Raw genomic sequence first — 16,102 nt, 5'->3', positions numbered from 1 at the left:
GTCTACCACCCGAAAGCGCCACACCACGAGAGAAGAGATGACGACATGCCTCAGATGATCTTCGTGAACCTGCCGGTGAAGGACCTCGAGACGTCGAAGGCCTTCTGGAGCAAAATGGGCTACTCCTTCAACGAGCAGTTCAGCGACGACAGGACCGCGTGCCTGGTCATCAGCGACACCATCTTCGTGATGCTGCTCACCGAGCCGCGCTTCAAGGACTTCACCAAGAAGGAGATCGCGGACGCGGCGCGCTCCACCGAGGCGATCTTCGCGCTGAGCGCCGACAGCCGGGACAGGGTCGACCAGCTGTGCGACGCCGCACTGGCGTCCGGCGGCTCGCCCGCCAACGACCCCCTCGACTACGGAACGATGTACGCCCGCTCCTTCCAGGACCCGGACCACCACCTCTGGGAGGTCGTGTGGATGGACCCGGCCGCCGTCCAGGGCTGACTCGGTCGGCACGGGGGCGCGGTCGGCACGGGGCGCGGTCGGCGCGGGGGCGTCGTCCGCCACGCCGAGGCGCCCCCGTCGACGGCCGGGCCGGCAGCGCCGTCGGCGCCCGGCCTCGGACGCCGCCCGGCGTGGACCGCCGCACCGCCGCCCGTACGGCGGGCAGCGCCCGCGCCCGGCTCGGTCGGCTCGGCCGGGAGGGTCCGGGTCGCGGGCCCCGGGGTACCGGCCGGGCGCCTTGGGGCAGGGCTCGCGCGCGTCGCCGGAGGCCGCGTGGATCGCGGCGCGGCCGGTGCCGGGGCGGTCACCGGGTCCGCCGTCGGCGTCACCGCGTGGCCCTCTCCCGGGACAGCTCATGGGCGTCCTCGGTCCTGGCCACGGCCAGGACCTCGGACATTCCCGCGACGACCGGTCAGGAGACGGCGGCGAGTTCGCGCGCCCGGAGCTCGAAGACGGCCACCGACACCTCCTCGTCGTCCAGGCACCGTCCGCTCTCCAGGTCGAAGCGCTGCTTGAGGAGCGGGGACGCCACGAACGGCCGCCCGCCCGCCGACCCGATCAGTCCGCGCGACAGCACCTGGGCGCCGGTGAACGGGTCGCGGTTGTCGATCGCGTACGACCGCCCCGCCCGGTCCCGGAACAGTGCCACCTGGCGGCCGTCCGGCAGCAGCGCGGCCATGCCGCGGCCCGGCGTCAGCACGGAGTCGTCGCAGATCCGCAACCACTCGTCGGCGTAGGAGAGTTCGAGCATCATCGGGCGGAAGCTCCTTCCAGGGGTTCCAGCGTGAGGATCGTCAGGTCCGGCTTGATCTGGCCGCGCTCCGGCACGAACCGCACCGACGGGTCCGGCGCGTCGGGGGCGTTCACGAAGGAGACGAACCGGCGCAGCCGCTCCGGGTCGTTCAGCGTCTCGGCCCATTCGTCGTGGTAGCTCGCCACGTGCGCGGCCATCAGCGCCTCCAGCTCGTCGCAGAGCCCGAGCTTGTCGTGCACCACCACGTCCCGGAGGTGGTCGAGCCCGCCCTCCAGCCGCTCCAGCCAGGCCGCCGTGCGCTCCAGCCGGTCGGCGGTACGGATGTAGAACATCAGGAACCGGTCGATCAGCCGGATCAGCTCCGCGTCCGACAGGTCCTGGGCCAGCAGGTCCGCGTGGCGCGGCGTCGCGCCGCCGTTGCCGCCGACGTACAGGTTCCAGCCATTCGCCGTGGCGATCACGCCGAAGTCCTTCGACTGCGCCTCCGCGCATTCGCGGGCGCAGCCCGAGACCGCCGACTTGAGCTTGTGCGGGGCGCGCAGGCCCCGGTAGCGCAGCTCCAGGTCGATCGCCATCCGCACCGAGTCCTGCACGCCGTAGCGGCACCAGGTCTGGCCCACGCACGACTTCACCGTGCGCAGCGACTTGCCGTACGCGTGCCCCGACTCGAACCCGGCGTCCACCAGCCGCGACCAGATCTGCGGCAACTGGTCCACCCGCGCGCCGAACAGGTCGATCCGCTGGCCACCCGTGATCTTGGTGTAGAGCCCGAAGTCCCGGGCCACCTCACCGATCACGATCAGCTTCTCCGGGGTGATCTCCCCGCCCGGGATGCGCGGCACGATCGAGTACGAGCCGTTGCGCTGCATGTTCGCCAGGAAGTGGTCGTTGGTGTCCTGGAGCGCCGCCCGCTCGCCATCGAGGATGTACTCGTTGGTCAGGCTCGCCAGGATCGACGCCACGGCCGGCTTGCAGACCTCGCAGCCCTCGCCGCCGCGCGCCTCCGCACGCCCGTGCGAGTCGAGCAGCTCCGCGAACGACGTGAAGCGCATCGCGCGGACGATCTCGTACAGCTCGCTGCGGGTGTACGAGAAGCAGCCGCACATCCCGCTGTCGGCCGGCTTGGGCAGCAGCTGCTGGATGACCTTCACGCAACTGCCGCAGCCGGTGCCCGCCTTGGTGCACTTCTTCACCTCGGGCAGCGAGGAACAGGCGCAGATGGCGCCCTTGGTGACGTTGTGGCAGGAGCAGATGACGGCGTCGTCCGGGAGGGACTGCGGGCCGAGCGTCACCGGCGCCCCGGCGCCGGCCGGCAGCACCAGCTGCTCCGGAGCCACCGGCGGCTTCGTCCCGGTCATCGGGCGGAGCATGCCGTACGACTCGGCGTCACCCACCAGGACGCCGCCCAGCAGCACGCCGTCGGGGTCGACGACCAGCTTCTTGTAGACGCCGGAGCGGGAGTCCGAGTACACGACGTCCAGGCACCCCTCGGCGGTGCCGTGCGCGTCGCCGAAGGACGCCACGTCCACGCCGAGCAGCTTCAGCTTGGTGGACATGTCCGCACCGGTGAACCCGCTCGCCTCCTCCTCGGCGATCGTCGCGGCCGCCGTGAGCGCCATCTCGTAGCCGGGCGCGACCAGGCCGTACACCCGGCCGTCGGCCGCGAGGGCGCACTCGCCGATCGCGTACACCGCGGGGTCCGACGTACGGCACCGCTCGTCGACCGCGATACCGCCGCGCTCGCCGACCGTCAGGCCGCAGTCGCGCGCCAGCTGGTCACGGGGGCGGACACCCGCCGAGAAGACCACCATGTCGGTGGCGACCGTCGTCCCGTCCGACAGGGCCATGCCGGTCACCGCGCCGTCCTCGGTGAGGACCTCCTGCGTGCCGGTACCGGTGTGGACGACGAGGCCCATGTTCTCGATGGTGCGCAGCAGGGCCGCGCCGCCGCCCTCGTCCACCTGCACCGGCATCAGCCGGGGCGCGAACTCCACCACGTGCGTCTCCAGGCCCAGGCCCTTGAGCGCGCCCGCCGCCTCCAGGCCGAGCAGCCCCCCGCCGACCACGGCGCCGGTCCTCGCCGTCTTCGCGTACTCCTCGATGGCGAGCAGGTCCTCGATCGTCCGGTAGACGAAGCAGCCCGTGGCGTCCTTGCCCGGCACCGGCGGTACGAACGGGTACGAGCCGGTCGCCAGGACCAGCGTGTCGTACGCGATCACGCGGCCGGCGCGCGAGGTGACCGTGCGGGCCTCGCGGTCGATGGCCGCGGCCGGGTCGTCCAGGTGCAGCTCGATGCCGTGCCGCGCCATGAAGCCGTCCTCGACCATGGACAGGTCGTCGGGCGTCTTCCCGTCGAAGTACGAGGTCAGCCGGACTCGGTCGTACGCCGGGCGGGGCTCCTCGCAGAGCACGACGACCCGCGCCCGCTCCGTGACGCCGCGCTCGGCGAGGGCCTCGAGGAAGCGCTGGCCGACCATGCCGTGGCCGACGAGGACGATAGTGGGCATGTGGGCCATTTCAGGAGCCTCCGTCATGGGTGAGCAGGTGGAGCAGGGGCGCTTCCGGGAGGGCCTCGTCGCCCTCCCAGGCCCGGGCGAGCGCCCCGACCGCGCCGAGGTCGCCGAGGAGTACGCCGCCGACGAGGCGGTCGCCGCGGACGACGACCTTGCGGTAGGCGCCGCTCGTCGCGTCCGCCAGCCGCACGGTGTCGTCACCGGGCAGCGGCGTCGCCTCGCCGAACGCCGCCAGTTCGAGGGCGTCCATGCTGAGCCGGGTCAGCGCGCGGGTGCCCCGGTAGGCGCCGGTGCCCCGGGTGAGCACCTCGGTGAGGACGTCGGCCTGCTCCAGGGCGGCACCGGCCAGCCCGTAGAGCCGGCCGTCGTGCTCGGCGCAGTCGCCGACGGCGTGGATGTACGGGTCGGAGGTGCGCAGCCGGTCGTCGACGACGATCCCGCGCTTCACGTCCAGGCCCGCGTCGAGGGCGAGGCCCACGCGCGGCCGCACCCCGCAGGCGATGACGACGACGTCCGCGTCGAGCACGAACCCGTCGGCGAGCTCCACCGCCTCGACCGCGTCGTCGACGCGGCGCACGCCGCGGACCCGGCACTCGGTGTGGACCTCCACGCCCAGGTCCGCCTCCAGGTGACGGCGGAGCAGCCGCGAGGCCTCGGCGTCCAGCTGGCGTTCCATCAGGTGCTCGCCCTGCTGGGCCAGCACCACCTCGGCGCCCCGGGCCGCCAGCGCGCGGGCCGCCGACACCCCCAGCAGGCCGCCGCCGATCACCACCGCCCGCACACCGGGGCGGACCAGCGCGTCCAGTGCCAGACAGTCGTCGAGCGTCCGGAACGCGTGCACCCCGGACGGCAGCCGCCCGCCGCCCAGGCCACGCAGCGGCGGCAGCACCGGGTTCGAGCCGGTGGCCAGAACCAGCCGGTCGTACGCGAACGCCTCGCCGTCCGCGCAGTGCACCACCCGGGCGGCGCGGTCGATCCCGGTCACCCGCACCTCGTGCCGCGCCCCGTCGTTCCGGGGGGACGGCAGGGTGATGACCTCGGGCCCGTACCGCCCGGCCAGGACGTCCGCGAGCAGCACCCGGTTGTACGGGGCGTGCGGCTCCTCGCCGAGCAGGGTGACGGGCAGCCGCTCGGCGAGGCGAGCGCCCGCCGTGCCTCCGCCGACCACCACGATCCGTTGACTCATGCTCGCCAGCGTGCGTCGGCGGTGTTTCCCGGCCGCATCCCGATTGTTTCGCGCACGGAAAGCTGACCTCAGCGACGGCCGCCGCCGCCGGTGAGGGGACCGCGCTCGGGAGCGGGGTGCGGGCTCCGGAGCGGGGTGCGCGCCTGAACCTCAGAGGCAGCTCAAGCCTCGCTCATCTCTTGGACGGCACACGTGTCCCGTCCATAGGGTCTCGGTCGTGCCCGACATATCGCTGACCACTCTGGTCCTCCTCTGCGCGGCCGCTCTCCTGGCGGGCTGGATCGACGCCGTGGTGGGCGGCGGCGGGCTGCTTCTGCTGCCCGCGCTGCTGCTGGGTCTCCCGCAGGTCCCGGCCGCCCACATCCTCGGCACCAACAAGGCGGTGGCGATCGTGGGGACGACGGGGGCCGCCGTGACCTACGTACGCAAGGCGCCGGTGCGGGTGAGGACGGCCGTGCGGATCGGGCTGGCGGCGCTGGCCGGGTCGATGGGCGGGGCGTTCTTCGCGGCGGGGATCAGCAGTGCCGTCCTGCGGCCGGTCATCATGGTGGTGCTGCTGGGGGTGGCGGCGTTCGTGATGCTGCGGCCGTCCTTCGGCACGGGTGCGGGTGAGGGCCCGGTCACCAGGGCGCGGGTGGTCACGGCGATCGTCCTCGTCGGCGGCGGGATCGGCTTCTACGACGGCCTCTTCGGTCCCGGCACCGGCACGTTCCTGGTGCTGGCGCTGACCGCCGTGCTCCACCTGGACCTGGTGACCGCCTCCGCCACGGCCAAGATCGTGAACGTGTGCACCAACGCGGGGGCGCTGGCGATGTTCGCCTACCAGGGCACGGTGCTGTGGCGGTTGGCGGCGCTGATGGCGCTGTTCAACCTGGCGGGCGGGATGACCGGGGCGCGGATGGCGCTGCGCGGGGGCGCGGAGTTCGTGCGGGGCGTGCTGCTGGTGGTGGTCTTCTCGCTGGTCGCGAAGCTGGCCTTCGACCAGTGGGGGTGACGTCCGGTCAGCGGACGCCGATCAGATGGGCGTAGGCGACGACGTTGCCCTGGTAGCCGGTCTTCTTGTCGAACGCGCCGCCGCAGGTGATCACGCGCAGCTCGGCGCGGTCGGCGGGCCCGTAGACCTTCCGGTCGGGGAAGTCCTCGTTGTCGTACACCTCGATGGCGTCGATGGTGAAGACGGCGGTCCGGTCGTCGCGGCGGGTGACTTCGATCCAGTGGCCCTTCTTGAGGCTGCCCAGCGCGTAGAAGACGGCGGGGCCTTCCGCGTTGTCGACGTGGCCGGCGACGATGGCCGTTCCCCGGGCCCCGGGCGGGGTGCCGTCCTTGTACCAGCCGGCGATGTTCGGGTTCCCGGCCGGTGGCACCTCCAGGCTGCCGTCCCGGGCGAGGCCCAGGCGCATCACCGGGGCGTCGACCCCGATCTCGGGGATGCGGATGCGGACCGGGGCCGAGGGGGGCAGCGGCGCGGCGGCCGCGTCGGTGTGCCGGTGCGGTCCGGCGGCGAAGGCCTCGGCGGCGGTCGGGACGGGCGGGGTCAGCTCCGCGGAGCCGTTCTGGACGAGCCAGAGGCCGACGCACGCGGCGACGGCTATGCCCCAGCCCTTGCCCCTGGTGCCGGTGGTGCCGGTGGTGCCAGAACCTTTGCCCATGCCTGAGCCGGTGCCCGTGCCGTTCTCCGTCCCACTCCTGGTGTCGTCGGTCATGGCTGCCCTCGCGGGTGTGGGGCTCCCCGCCCGCGCCGCGGTCTCGGGGACACACGCGGCGGGGGCGGGGAGCGGGGCGGGGGTACGGGGACGGACCCCGTCAGCTGTCCTGCGCGCCGCTCGCCCGGCGGCGCAGGAGCCAGACCCCGCCTGCGGCGGAGGCGACCAGCACGGCCGCTCCCGCCGCGATCTGGGTGGTGTCGGGGCCGACGCTGCCGCCCACCCCGGTCTTCACGTGGCCGCTGGGGACGTGGCCGCCCTGGTCGTGCCCGCCCGTGCTCTGGCCGCCCGAGTCGTGCCCGCCGGAGCTGTGGCCGCCGCCGTGCTTGACGACCAGGTCACCGGTGGCGGTCTTGCCGTTGTCGCAGGCCACGGCGATGGCGTAGGTGCCCGGCTTGGTGCGGGTGGGGACCGTGAACTGGCCGATCACGACGTCCTTGTGGGTGCCCGGCGACAGCTTGAAGTCGCCCGCGCCGAGCGACTGCGCGTCGCCGATGCCGTGCCCCTTCTTGCCGCACGCGGTGGTGTTGACCGTGACGGTCTCGCCCGGCTCGGCGGTCGACGGGTACACCTCCAGCTTCCCGAGGTCACCGGCGTAGGCGACGTACGCGGTCGGCGAGGCGGGGGCGCCGAGCGAGACGGCCGCCAGCGCGGTGACGGTCAGCAGGCGGGCAGTGGTGCGCATGGGGTCCTCCGGGGCGCGCGAGAGGCGGGGCGTGACGGGTGGATGTCCTGTCTCCGAGGTAAGGCGCCGCTCGCCGCGCCCGCCTCCTGATGCCCCATCAGATTGCGCCGTCCGGGTCGGCGTGTCGGTGTGGACGTCCCGCGTCACCGCAGGTCAGCGCCGGTTCGCCGGTGCCACCGGCGCGCCGCCCCGAACGGGTGAAGGTGCCCCTGGGTGGGAGGCCCTCGACCGGCCGGCGCGGTCCCGGTCCGTGGGGGGCCCGGCTCGTCGCCCGTCATCCGCTCGGCAGTGACTTGACCTCAACTTTGGTCGAGGTACGAAGGTCTTCCCCATGGAGATCACCCAGACCTCGCCCCTGACGCTGGCCGTCATCGTCGGAAGCAACCGCGAAGGCCGCTTCGGCCCCGTCATCGCCGACTGGTTCCTCGCCCACGCCACCCGGCGCACCGACTTCACCGTCGACGTCATCGACCTCGCCGACCCCGACACCGACCTGCCGACCTCCCTGTCCCACGACCCGGCACCGGCCGTCCGCGACCGGCTCGCCAAGGTCAGCCCCACCCTGTCCGCCGCCGACGCCTTCGTCGTCATCACCCCCGAGTACAACCACTCCTTCCCCGCGTCCATCAAGAACCTCATCGACTGGCACTTCGCCGAATGGCAGGCCAAGCCCGTGGGGTTCGTCTCCTACGGCGGTATGTCCGGCGGTCTGCGCGCCGTCGAGCAACTGCGCCAGGTCTTCGCCGAGATGCACGCCGTGACCGTCCGCGACACGGTCTCCTTCCACAACGCCCACGGCCACTTCGACGAGGACGGCCGCCACAAGGACCCCACCGCCCCCGACGCCGCGGCCAAGGCGATGCTCGACCAGCTCGCCTGGTGGGCCAACGCCCTGCGCGACGCCAAGTCCGTCCGCGCCTACGGGAGCTGAACCACGCCGGCGCGGCCGCCCCGGGGCCCACCCGCCCTCGTCCCGCCGCCCCCACCGCCGGCCCCGCCGACGGCGGAGAGTGCGTACGCTCGGCTGTACGCGGCGCGGTTCGCCACCGTGGCGTGAGGACCGGCACGCGGAGACGACGCGCGGAGGAGAGACCGTGACCCTGGCCCTGACCGTACTCACCACGACAGACAGCGCCGAGAAGGCGGAGGAACTGGCCCGGGGCGCGGTGGAGGCGCGGCTCGCCGCGTGCGCGCAGATCTCCGGTCCGGTCACCTCCGTCTACCACTGGCAGAACGCCATCGAGACCAGCCAGGAGTGGCAGGTCCTCTTCAAAACCACGGAGGGCTGCTACGACGCGCTGGAGGCGTACCTCACCGCGAAGCACGACTACGACACCCCCGAGATCATCGCCACTCCGGTGGTACGGGGGAGCGCCCAGTACCTGGCGTGGCTCCAGCGGGAGACGTCGGCGCGATGAGCGCACCGGGCCGGGAGCTGCCGTTCTTCGTGTACGGGACGCTGCGCCCGGGCCAGTACAACCACGACCTGTTCCTGCGCGGCCGTACGTCGGCGGAGGAACCGGCCCTGCTGGCGGGCGCCGTGCTGTACGGCGGGCCCGGCTACCCCTACCTGGTCCGGGGCGCCGGGCGGGTGGCGGGGGAGCTGGTCGGCGCCGCGCCGGGCGCGTACGAGGAACTCCTCGCCCTCCTGGACCTCCTGGAGGACGGGTACGACCGGGAGGTGTGCGAGGCGGTGCGGATCAGGGACGGCGCGAGGGTCCGGGCGTGGGTGTACGTCGCCACGTCCGTCGTGCGGCTCGGGGAGCCGATAGCGGGCGGGGACTGGCTCAGCCGCCACCCACGGCCGGGCCGCCGCTCACGGCCGGGCCGCCGCCCACGGGCGGAGCCGCCTGCGGAGCCGTGCCCGCCCGCGGAGCCGGGTCTTCCTCCGGAACCACGCCCGCCTGCGGAGCCGGGCCGGCTTGCGGACGCACCGCTTCGAGACGCACAGCGCACACCTTGAACTCGGGCATCCGGGAGGTCGGGTCGAGCGCCGGGTTGGTGAGCGTGTTCGCCCGGCCCTCCCCGGCCCAGTGGAACGGCATGAACACCGTGTCCGGCCGGATGCCGGTGGTGATCCGCGCGGGCGCCACCGCCCGCCCCCGCCGCGACACGACCGCCACCGGCTCTCCCTCGGCGACCCCCAGCCGCCCGGCCAGCCGGGGGTGCAGCTCCACGAACGGCCCGGGCGCGGCGGCGTTCAGCTCGTCGACCCGCCGGGTCTGGGCGCCCGACTGGTACTGCGACACGACGCGCCCGGTCGTCAGCACCACCGGGTACGCGGCGTCGGTCTCCTCGCCCGCCGCCCGGTGGGTGACGGGCACGAACCGCGCCCGCCCGTCCGGTGTCGCGAACCGCTCCAGGAACAGCCGGGGCGTGCCGGGGTGGCCGGGCTCGGGGCACGGCCAGAAGACGCCGTCCTCCTCCGCGATGCGGCGGTAGCTGATGCCCGCGTAGTCGGCGGGCCCGCCGGCCGAGGCGCGGCGCAGCTCGTCGAAGACCTCCTCGGGGTCCGTGGCGAAGCCCTTCTCCCACCCCAGCAGCGCGGCGAGCGCGTTCAGCACCTCCAGGTCGGTCCGTACGCCCTCGGGCGGGTCGACGGCACGGCGGCGCAGCAGGACGCGGCCCTCCAGGTTGGTGAGGGTGCCGGTCTCCTCCGCCCACTGGGTGACGGGCAGGACGACGTCGGCGAGCGCGGCGGTCTCCGACAGCACCACGTCCGCCACGGCGAGGAAGTCCAGCGACTCGATCCGCTCCTGGATGTGCGCGGCACGGGGCGCGGAGACGACCGGGTTGGAGCCCATCAGCAGCAGGGCCTTGATGTCGGTGCCGAGCGCGTCGAGCAGTTCGTAGGCGCTGCGGCCGGGCCCGGGGAGGGTGTTGGGGTCGACGCCCCACACCCCGGCGACGTGGGCGCGGGCGGCGGGGTCGTCGAGCTTGCGGTAGCCGGGCAGCTGGTCGGCCTTCTGCCCGTGCTCGCGCCCGCCCTGCCCGTTGCCCTGTCCGGTGAGGCAGCCGTAGCCGGACAGGGGCCGGCCCGCGCGGCCGGTGGCCAGGCACAGGTTGATCCAGGCGCCGACGGTGTCGGTGCCCTTGGACTGCTGCTCGGGGCCGCGTGCGGTGAGGACCATGCCCTCGGGGGCGTCGCAGAACATCGCCGCCGCCTCCCGCAGCTGCGGCACGGGCACGCCCGTGATGCGCTCGACCTGCGCGGGCCAGTGGGACATGGCGGCGGCGCGGGCCTCGGCCCAGCCCGTCGTACGGCTCTCGATGAACTCCTCGTCCGTCCGCCCCTCCGCGACCACCAGGTGCAGCAGCCCGAGCGCGAGGGCCAGGTCGGTGCCGGGACGCGGCGCGAGGTGCAGGTCGGCCTGTTCGGCGGTGCGGGTGCGGCGCGGGTCGACGACGATGAGCCTGCCGCCGTTCGCCTTCAGCTCGGTGAGGTAGCGCAGGGCGGGAGGCATGGTCTCGGCCAGGTTCGACCCGACGAGGATCACGCAGCCGGTGCGGGGGATGTCCTCCAGCGGGAACGGCAGCCCCCGGTCGAGCCCGAAGGCCCGCTGGTGGGCGGCGGCGGCGGACGACATGCAGAACCGGCCGTTGTAGTCGATCTGCGAGGTGCCCAGGACCAGCCGGGCGAACTTGCCGAGCGTGTACGCCTTCTCGTTGGTGAGCCCGCCTCCGCCGAAGACCCCGACGGCGTCGGCCCCGTACTCCTCCCTGGTGCCGCGCAGACCGTCGGCGACGGTACGCAGGGCCTCCTCCCAGGTGGCCGGTTCGAGCCTGCCGGTGGCGGGGCGTCGGACCAGGGGCCCGTCCAGCCTGACCCGGGAGGAGAGCACCGCGGGTGCGGTACGTCCCTTACCGCACAGGGCTCCCCGGTTGACGGGGAAGTCCGTACGTTCCACCACCTCGACGCCGTCGCCGACGGGCCGGAGGTTCATCCCGCACTGCAGCGCGCAGTACGGACAGTGCGTGGCGGTGGTGGCGGTGAGCATGCCCCCGAGCATGCGGCGCGCGTGTTACGTCCACCGACACGGCGCATTACGGGCCCGGTACGGCCGGCTCCACCCCCACCGGCGCCGCCGGTGAGGCGCGTCGGCGCCCCAGCGCCTCCGTCACGCCCTTCTCCTCGCGGCCCAGGAACCTCGGATCCGGTTTGAGCGCCGCGTCCAGCGCCGCCTTGCCCGCCGCCACCAGTTCACGCGCCCCGCCGTAGTACCAGACCGAGTCGCGCGGCTCGTCGACCCCGACCCCGTACACGTCGATGCCCGCCGTCCGGCAGAGCGTGACCGCCCGGCGGATGTGGAAGCCCTGGGTCACCAGGACGGCCCGGTCCACGCCGAAGATCTTCTTCGCGCGGACGCACGAGTCCCAGGTGTCGAAGCCCGCGTAGTCGCTGACGATCCGCCCGTCCGGTACGCCCCGTTCCCTCAGGTACGCGCGCATGGCGTCCGGCTCGTCGTACTCGGCGCGGCCGTTGTCACCGGTGACGAGGAGGACCTTCACCTTGCCGTCCCGGTACAGCGCGGCGGCGGTGTCGAGCCGGTGTGCCAGGTACGGGGTCGGGCGGCCCTTCCACAACCCGGCCCCGAAGACGACGGCCACGTCCCGCGCCGGCACGTCCGCCGCCGTGCGCAGCCGGCCGTCGGCGGCGGCGTGCGTCCACGTCGCGGGGGTGAGCGCCAGCACGCACCCCAGCATGACGCCCTGCGTCAGCCGCCGCTGTCCGCGCCGGCTCACCGGCCACTTCAGCCTCGACCGTACGGACCGCACACCCTGTCGGAATCCCACGTCCCACCTCCGACTCCTCCGACGCCGCGGCGGCCCGTCCGGTTCAGTGCGGCACGTGTGATCTCGACGGCGGCAGGCCGCCGTACAGGAGCGCGGCGAGCCCCGCCCCCAGCAGGCCGCCGAGGAGCTGGGCGGCGATGAAGCCCGGCGTCGACGCGGGCGCGATGCCGGTGAACGAGTCGGTGAGGGAGCGACCCACCGTCGCGGCCGGGTTCGCGAACGAGCCGGACGAGGTGAACCAGATGGCGGCGGCGATGTACGCGGCGACCGCGAGCGGCGCGAGGTGGGCCCGCCCGATGCGGTCCAGGCCCTGGACGAGCAGCACCAGACCTGCCGTCGCGACGGTCTCGCCGAGCAGCAGGTGGCCGTCGGACCGCGCCTGGGTGGACCAGCTGCCGGGGCTCCGCCCGAACATGGCTCCGGCGAGCAGGGCACCCGCGACCGCCCCGGTCAGCTGGGCGGTGATGTAGAGGGAGACCTCCCGGCCGGTCAGCCCGCCCGGGGCGCGCCTCCCGGTCCACCAGACGGAGAGCGTGACGACCGGGTTGAGGTGGGCGCCGGAGACCGGGGCGAACAGGGCGATGAGCAGCCCGAGTCCGATGGCCGAGGCCAGGGAGTTGGCCAGCAGCCGCACCCCGACGTCCTGACTGAGGCCGGTGGCCTGGATGCCCGAACCGATGATGACCGCCACAAGAGCCCCGGTACCGACGAGCTCCGCGACAGCGCGGCGTGGCAGCGCCCTCTGCGTACCACTCATGAGACCCCCACTTCCTGTGAGCGGAAAACTTATTCCGCGTTTCGAAAATAAGGTAGCGGGTAAAAGAGATCGTTCTCCGCCGTACGCCCTGGCACGATGTCCCGCGTGACCACATCCGGCCCCTGGGCCCGTGCAGCCGCCCGCAACAACGCCGAGTGGTGCGACACCATGTGCCGAGCCCACGGCCGCGGTGCCGGCGCCTTCGGCGACCGCGCCTGGACCCACCCGCGCCGGACCCCGCCGTACTACCCGGACGCCGTCACCCTCGTACCCGACGCGGCCACGCACGACGTGCTGGACGGCATCGACCGGCGCGCGCCCGGATGCTCGGTCAAGGACGGCTTCGCCACCCTCGACCTCACCGGGCACGGCTTCGAACCGCTCTTCGACGCCCAGTGGATCCACCGCCCCGCCGCCGCGCCCGTACCCCCTCTCGCCGGCGCCGCGCCCTGGGAGCCGGTCCGCACCGCCGCCGAACTCGCCGCATGGGAAACCGCCTGGAGCGACGGGCACCCCATGGGCCTCTTCCCGCCCGTCCTCCTCGCCGACCCGGCCACCACCGTCCTCGCCGGCCGCGCACCGGACGGCCGCATCGTCGCCGGGGCGGTCGTCAGCCACAGCACCGCCCCGGACGTCACGGGCGTCTCCAACCTGTTCGGCACAGACCCCTGGCCCGGCTGCCTCGCCGCGATCACCCGCCTGAGGCCCGGCACACCGGTCGTCGGATACGAACACGGCGACGACCTCACGGCCGCCCTCCGCCACGGCTTCGCCGCCACCGGCCCCCTCCGCGTCTGGGTCTCGACCGGCTGAGGCCGGCCCGGACCGGTCCGACGGCCCACCCGCGCGGCCGGTGAGCCGGCGGAAAACACCCGTCACCGCCACGCAACGCCCCGGCAACACCCGTCCGCCACCATCGGTTCATGACGGAGCCGGCCGACCCCCACGAGCCCCAGCCCCCCGACAGCACCGCCCAGCCGCCCAGCCGCTCACCCGCGCCACCGCCCGGCCCGGCACCCGGCCGACCCACCCCCGCCTCAACGGAACGAACGGAACGCGCAGGCCCATGAGCACACCCCACCTGCCCACCCTCGTCGCCGTCGCCCACGGCAGCCGCGACCCCCGCGCGCTGACCACCGTGAAGGCCCTGCTCGACCGGGTCCGCGAACTCCGGCCCGGTCTGCCGGTCAGGCTCGGCCACATCGAACTGAACGCGCCCCTCCTCACCGACACCCTCGCCGGCCTGCCGGAGGGCGACGCCGTCCTCGTACCCCTCCTCCTCAGCCGCGGTCACCACGTCAAGCACGACCTGCCCGGCGCCGCCGCCACCGCACCCCACCTGCGCGTGCGCGTCGCCGCCCCGCTCGGCCCCCACCCCCTGCTCGTCGAAGCGCTCCACGCCCGGCTCATCGAAGCCGGCTGGCGCACCGCGTACGGCACCAGCCGCTCCACCGGCGTCGTCCTCGCCGCGGCCGGATCCCGCGACCCCGACTCCGCCGCCGACACCCGGCGGACCGCCCGGCTGCTCAGCGAGCGCCTCGGCGGCGTACCCGTCGTCCCCGCCTACGCCTCCGCCGCCGCCCCCACCGTCCAGGGCGCCATCCGAGCGCTCACCGCCCAGGGCCGCCACCGCATAGCCGTGGCCTCGTACTTCACCGCCCCCGGCCTGTTCGCCACCCGCAGCGCGGCCGCCGCCCCCCGGCTCGCCGCCGCACCCCTCGGACCCCACCCCGCGCTCGCCCGGCTCGTCCTCCACCGCTATGACCAGGCCCTCGCCACGGCACCGCTCACCACCGGTCCCTCGCAACTGGTCACCGTCTGACCGGTTCACCGTCAGTCCCTGCGGTTACCTTCAGTGCATGGACGGCATGGACGGCATGGACGGTACGTACGACGAGACGGCCACCGAGCGCTGGGCCCCCGAGCCCGACAAGCGGCCCGGCCGCACCGCGTTCCAGCGCGACCGCGCACGCGTGCTGCACTCGAGCGCGCTGCGACGGCTGGCCGGCAAGACCCAGGTCGTCACCCCCGGCTCCCGCAGCCACGCCTGGGACGCGAGCCCCCGCACCCGGCTCACCCACTCCCTGGAGTGTGCCCAGGTCGGCCGTGAGCTGGGCGCCGCCCTCGGCTGCGACCCCGACCTCGTCGAGGCCGCCTGCCTCTCGCACGACATGGGCCACCCGCCCTTCGGGCACAACGGCGAACAGGCCCTCAACGACTTCGCCGAGGACTGCGGCGGCTTCGAGGGCAACGCCCAGTCGCTGCGCCTGCTCACCCGGATCGAACCCAAGCGGTTCCTCCACGCCGACGGCACCGACGAGGTCGTCAGCGTCGGCCTCAACCTCACCCGCGCCACCCTCGACGCCGCCACCAAGTACCCCTGGCCGCGCGGCGCCCACCCCACCGACCCCGGCTCACCCAAGTTCGGGGTCTACGAGGACGACCTCCCGGTCTTCGCCTGGGTCCGCCAGGGCGCGCCCGAACACGGCCGTTGCTTCGAGGCGCAGGTCATGGACTGGTCCGACGACGTCGCCTACTCGGTCCACGACTTCGAGGACGGCCTCCACGCCGGGCACCTCGACCCCAACCTCCTCCTCGCCGAACCCGAGCGCGCCGACATCTGGCGCGTCGCCATCGGGCGGTACGTCCCCGCCGACACCTCCCCGCAGGAGCTCGCCGACGCCCTCGACCGGCTCATGGAGCAGGAGTGGTGGCCGCACGGCTACGACGGCAGCGCGACCGCCCAGGCCCGCCTCAAGGACGCCACCAGCCAGTTGATCGGCCGCTTCTGCCTCGCCGCCGAGGCCGCCACCCGCCAGGCCCACGGCGCGGGCCGCCTCACCCGGTACGCCGCCGAACTGGTCGTACCGCGCGAGACCCGCAACGAGTGCGCGGTGCTCAAAGCGGTCGCCGACCGGTACGTGATGCAGCGCGCCGAGCAGGAGGCGCTCCGGGCGGACCAGCGGATCGTGCTCGCCGAGCTGGCCGAGGCGCTGACCGCCCGCGCGCCCGAGGGGCTGGACCCCCAGTTCCGAGCCCTGTTCGACACGGCACCCGACGACCGGGCCCGCAAGCGGGTGATCGTCGACCAGATCTCCTCCCTCACCGACGCCTCCGCCCGCACCCTCCACGCCCGCCTGACCGGCCCCCGCTGACTCCCGCCTCCCGCGGACGACGTCCGCCGGACGACTTCCGCCGGACGTCCCCTTCCCCCATCACGCTCCGTACGGGACGCTGCGGGGGGCCGACGGCGTAGCGTG

Annotated in this window: 15 protein-coding genes and 1 pseudogene; 8 read left to right on the top strand and 8 right to left on the bottom strand. The window is 73.9% G+C overall.

Annotation, left to right across the window (positions count from 1 at the left end):
• The first annotated feature begins 45 nt into the window (after positions 1-45).
• Entirely contained in the window at positions 46-450 is a 405-nt protein-coding gene (locus ABD347_RS01955) for a VOC family protein (RefSeq protein WP_344355604.1), read from the top strand.
• 412 nt (positions 451-862) lie between these two features.
• Here ABD347_RS01955 and nirD read toward each other — a convergent pair whose 3' ends face one another.
• Genes nirD through ABD347_RS01940 form a run of 3 tightly spaced genes read right to left on the bottom strand, consistent with a single transcriptional unit; the run spans position 863 to position 4,903 of the window.
• Entirely contained in the window at positions 863-1,204 is a 342-nt protein-coding gene (gene nirD, locus ABD347_RS01950; RefSeq protein ID WP_344355603.1) for a nitrite reductase small subunit NirD, read from the bottom strand.
• Entirely contained in the window at positions 1,201-3,720 is a 2,520-nt protein-coding gene (nirB, locus tag ABD347_RS01945) for a nitrite reductase large subunit NirB (protein ID WP_344355600.1), read from the bottom strand. Before nirB ends, nirD begins: the two co-directional genes overlap by 4 nt.
• Position 3,721: 1 nt before the next feature.
• On the bottom strand, positions 3,722-4,903 hold the full coding sequence (locus ABD347_RS01940; RefSeq protein WP_344355598.1) for an NAD(P)/FAD-dependent oxidoreductase: 1,182 nt from the start codon (positions 4,901-4,903) through the stop codon (positions 3,722-3,724).
• Positions 4,904-5,120: 217 nt separating this feature from the next.
• Here ABD347_RS01940 and ABD347_RS01935 point away from each other — a divergent pair, with 217 nt between their 5' ends.
• Positions 5,121-5,897, top strand: a complete 777-nt coding sequence (locus ABD347_RS01935) for a sulfite exporter TauE/SafE family protein (protein WP_344355596.1) — start codon at positions 5,121-5,123, stop codon at positions 5,895-5,897.
• Positions 5,898-5,904: 7 nt separating this feature from the next.
• Here the strand turns inward: ABD347_RS01935 and ABD347_RS01930 are convergent, their stop codons facing one another.
• Both ABD347_RS01930 and ABD347_RS01925 read right to left on the bottom strand, forming a co-directional pair.
• Positions 5,905-6,552, bottom strand: a complete 648-nt coding sequence (locus tag ABD347_RS01930) for a class F sortase (RefSeq protein WP_344355594.1) — start codon at positions 6,550-6,552, stop codon at positions 5,905-5,907.
• Between the two features lie 154 nt (positions 6,553-6,706).
• A complete protein-coding gene (locus ABD347_RS01925) occupies positions 6,707-7,291 on the bottom strand; it encodes a hypothetical protein (RefSeq protein WP_344355593.1) in 585 nt (194 codons plus the stop codon).
• Positions 7,292-7,622: 331 nt separating this feature from the next.
• Between ABD347_RS01925 and ABD347_RS01920 the strand changes: the two genes are divergently transcribed.
• From ABD347_RS01920 to ABD347_RS01910, 3 genes and pseudogenes are all read left to right on the top strand, one after another.
• On the top strand, positions 7,623-8,222 hold the full coding sequence (locus ABD347_RS01920) for an NADPH-dependent FMN reductase (protein ID WP_344355590.1): 600 nt from the start codon (positions 7,623-7,625) through the stop codon (positions 8,220-8,222).
• A gap of 163 nt (positions 8,223-8,385) precedes the next feature.
• The gene (cutA, locus tag ABD347_RS01915) at positions 8,386-8,709 is read left to right on the top strand and encodes a divalent-cation tolerance protein CutA (protein ID WP_344355588.1); all 324 of its coding nucleotides are present in this window, start codon (positions 8,386-8,388) and stop codon (positions 8,707-8,709) included.
• A pseudogene (locus tag ABD347_RS01910) lies at positions 8,706-9,020 on the top strand (gamma-glutamylcyclotransferase family protein); the annotation flags it as partial. The gene cutA and the pseudogene ABD347_RS01910, both read left to right, overlap by 4 nt.
• Positions 9,021-9,078: 58 nt before the next feature.
• Here the strand turns inward: ABD347_RS01910 and ABD347_RS01905 are convergent.
• From ABD347_RS01905 to ABD347_RS01895, 3 genes are read right to left on the bottom strand one after another with little or no spacing between them, the layout of a single operon-like run.
• Positions 9,079-11,289: a molybdopterin oxidoreductase family protein gene (locus ABD347_RS01905; protein ID WP_344355585.1), complete on the bottom strand. Its 2,211-nt coding sequence runs from the start codon at positions 11,287-11,289 to the stop codon at positions 9,079-9,081.
• A gap of 46 nt (positions 11,290-11,335) precedes the next feature.
• A complete protein-coding gene (locus tag ABD347_RS01900; protein WP_344355583.1) occupies positions 11,336-12,085 on the bottom strand; it encodes a SanA/YdcF family protein in 750 nt (249 codons plus the stop codon).
• 43 nt (positions 12,086-12,128) lie between these two features.
• Entirely contained in the window at positions 12,129-12,842 is a 714-nt protein-coding gene (locus tag ABD347_RS01895; RefSeq protein WP_344355581.1) for an aquaporin, read from the bottom strand.
• Positions 12,843-12,938: 96 nt separating this feature from the next.
• On the opposite strand from ABD347_RS01895, the gene ABD347_RS01890 reads away from it, so the two are divergent.
• From ABD347_RS01890 to ABD347_RS01880, 3 genes are read left to right on the top strand one after another with little or no spacing between them, the layout of a single operon-like run.
• On the top strand, positions 12,939-13,655 hold the full coding sequence (locus ABD347_RS01890; RefSeq protein ID WP_425575551.1) for a hypothetical protein: 717 nt from the start codon (positions 12,939-12,941) through the stop codon (positions 13,653-13,655).
• A gap of 40 nt (positions 13,656-13,695) precedes the next feature.
• Positions 13,696-14,664 (top strand): sirohydrochlorin chelatase, encoded by a 969-nt coding sequence (locus tag ABD347_RS01885; protein WP_425575550.1) that lies wholly within the window; start codon positions 13,696-13,698, stop codon positions 14,662-14,664.
• Positions 14,665-14,701: 37 nt separating this feature from the next.
• Positions 14,702-15,997, top strand: coding sequence for a deoxyguanosinetriphosphate triphosphohydrolase (locus tag ABD347_RS01880; RefSeq protein ID WP_344355577.1), 1,296 nt, complete (start codon positions 14,702-14,704; stop codon positions 15,995-15,997).
• The last annotated feature ends 105 nt before the right edge of the window (positions 15,998-16,102 follow it).

Origin of the sequence: Streptomyces gobitricini, from assembly GCF_039532985.1 — a bacterium.
Classification (GTDB): Bacteria; Actinomycetota; Actinomycetes; order Streptomycetales; family Streptomycetaceae; genus Streptomyces; species Streptomyces gobitricini.
Note: the sequence above shows the minus strand (reverse complement) of the source record. Positions and strands in the feature narration are given on the sequence as shown.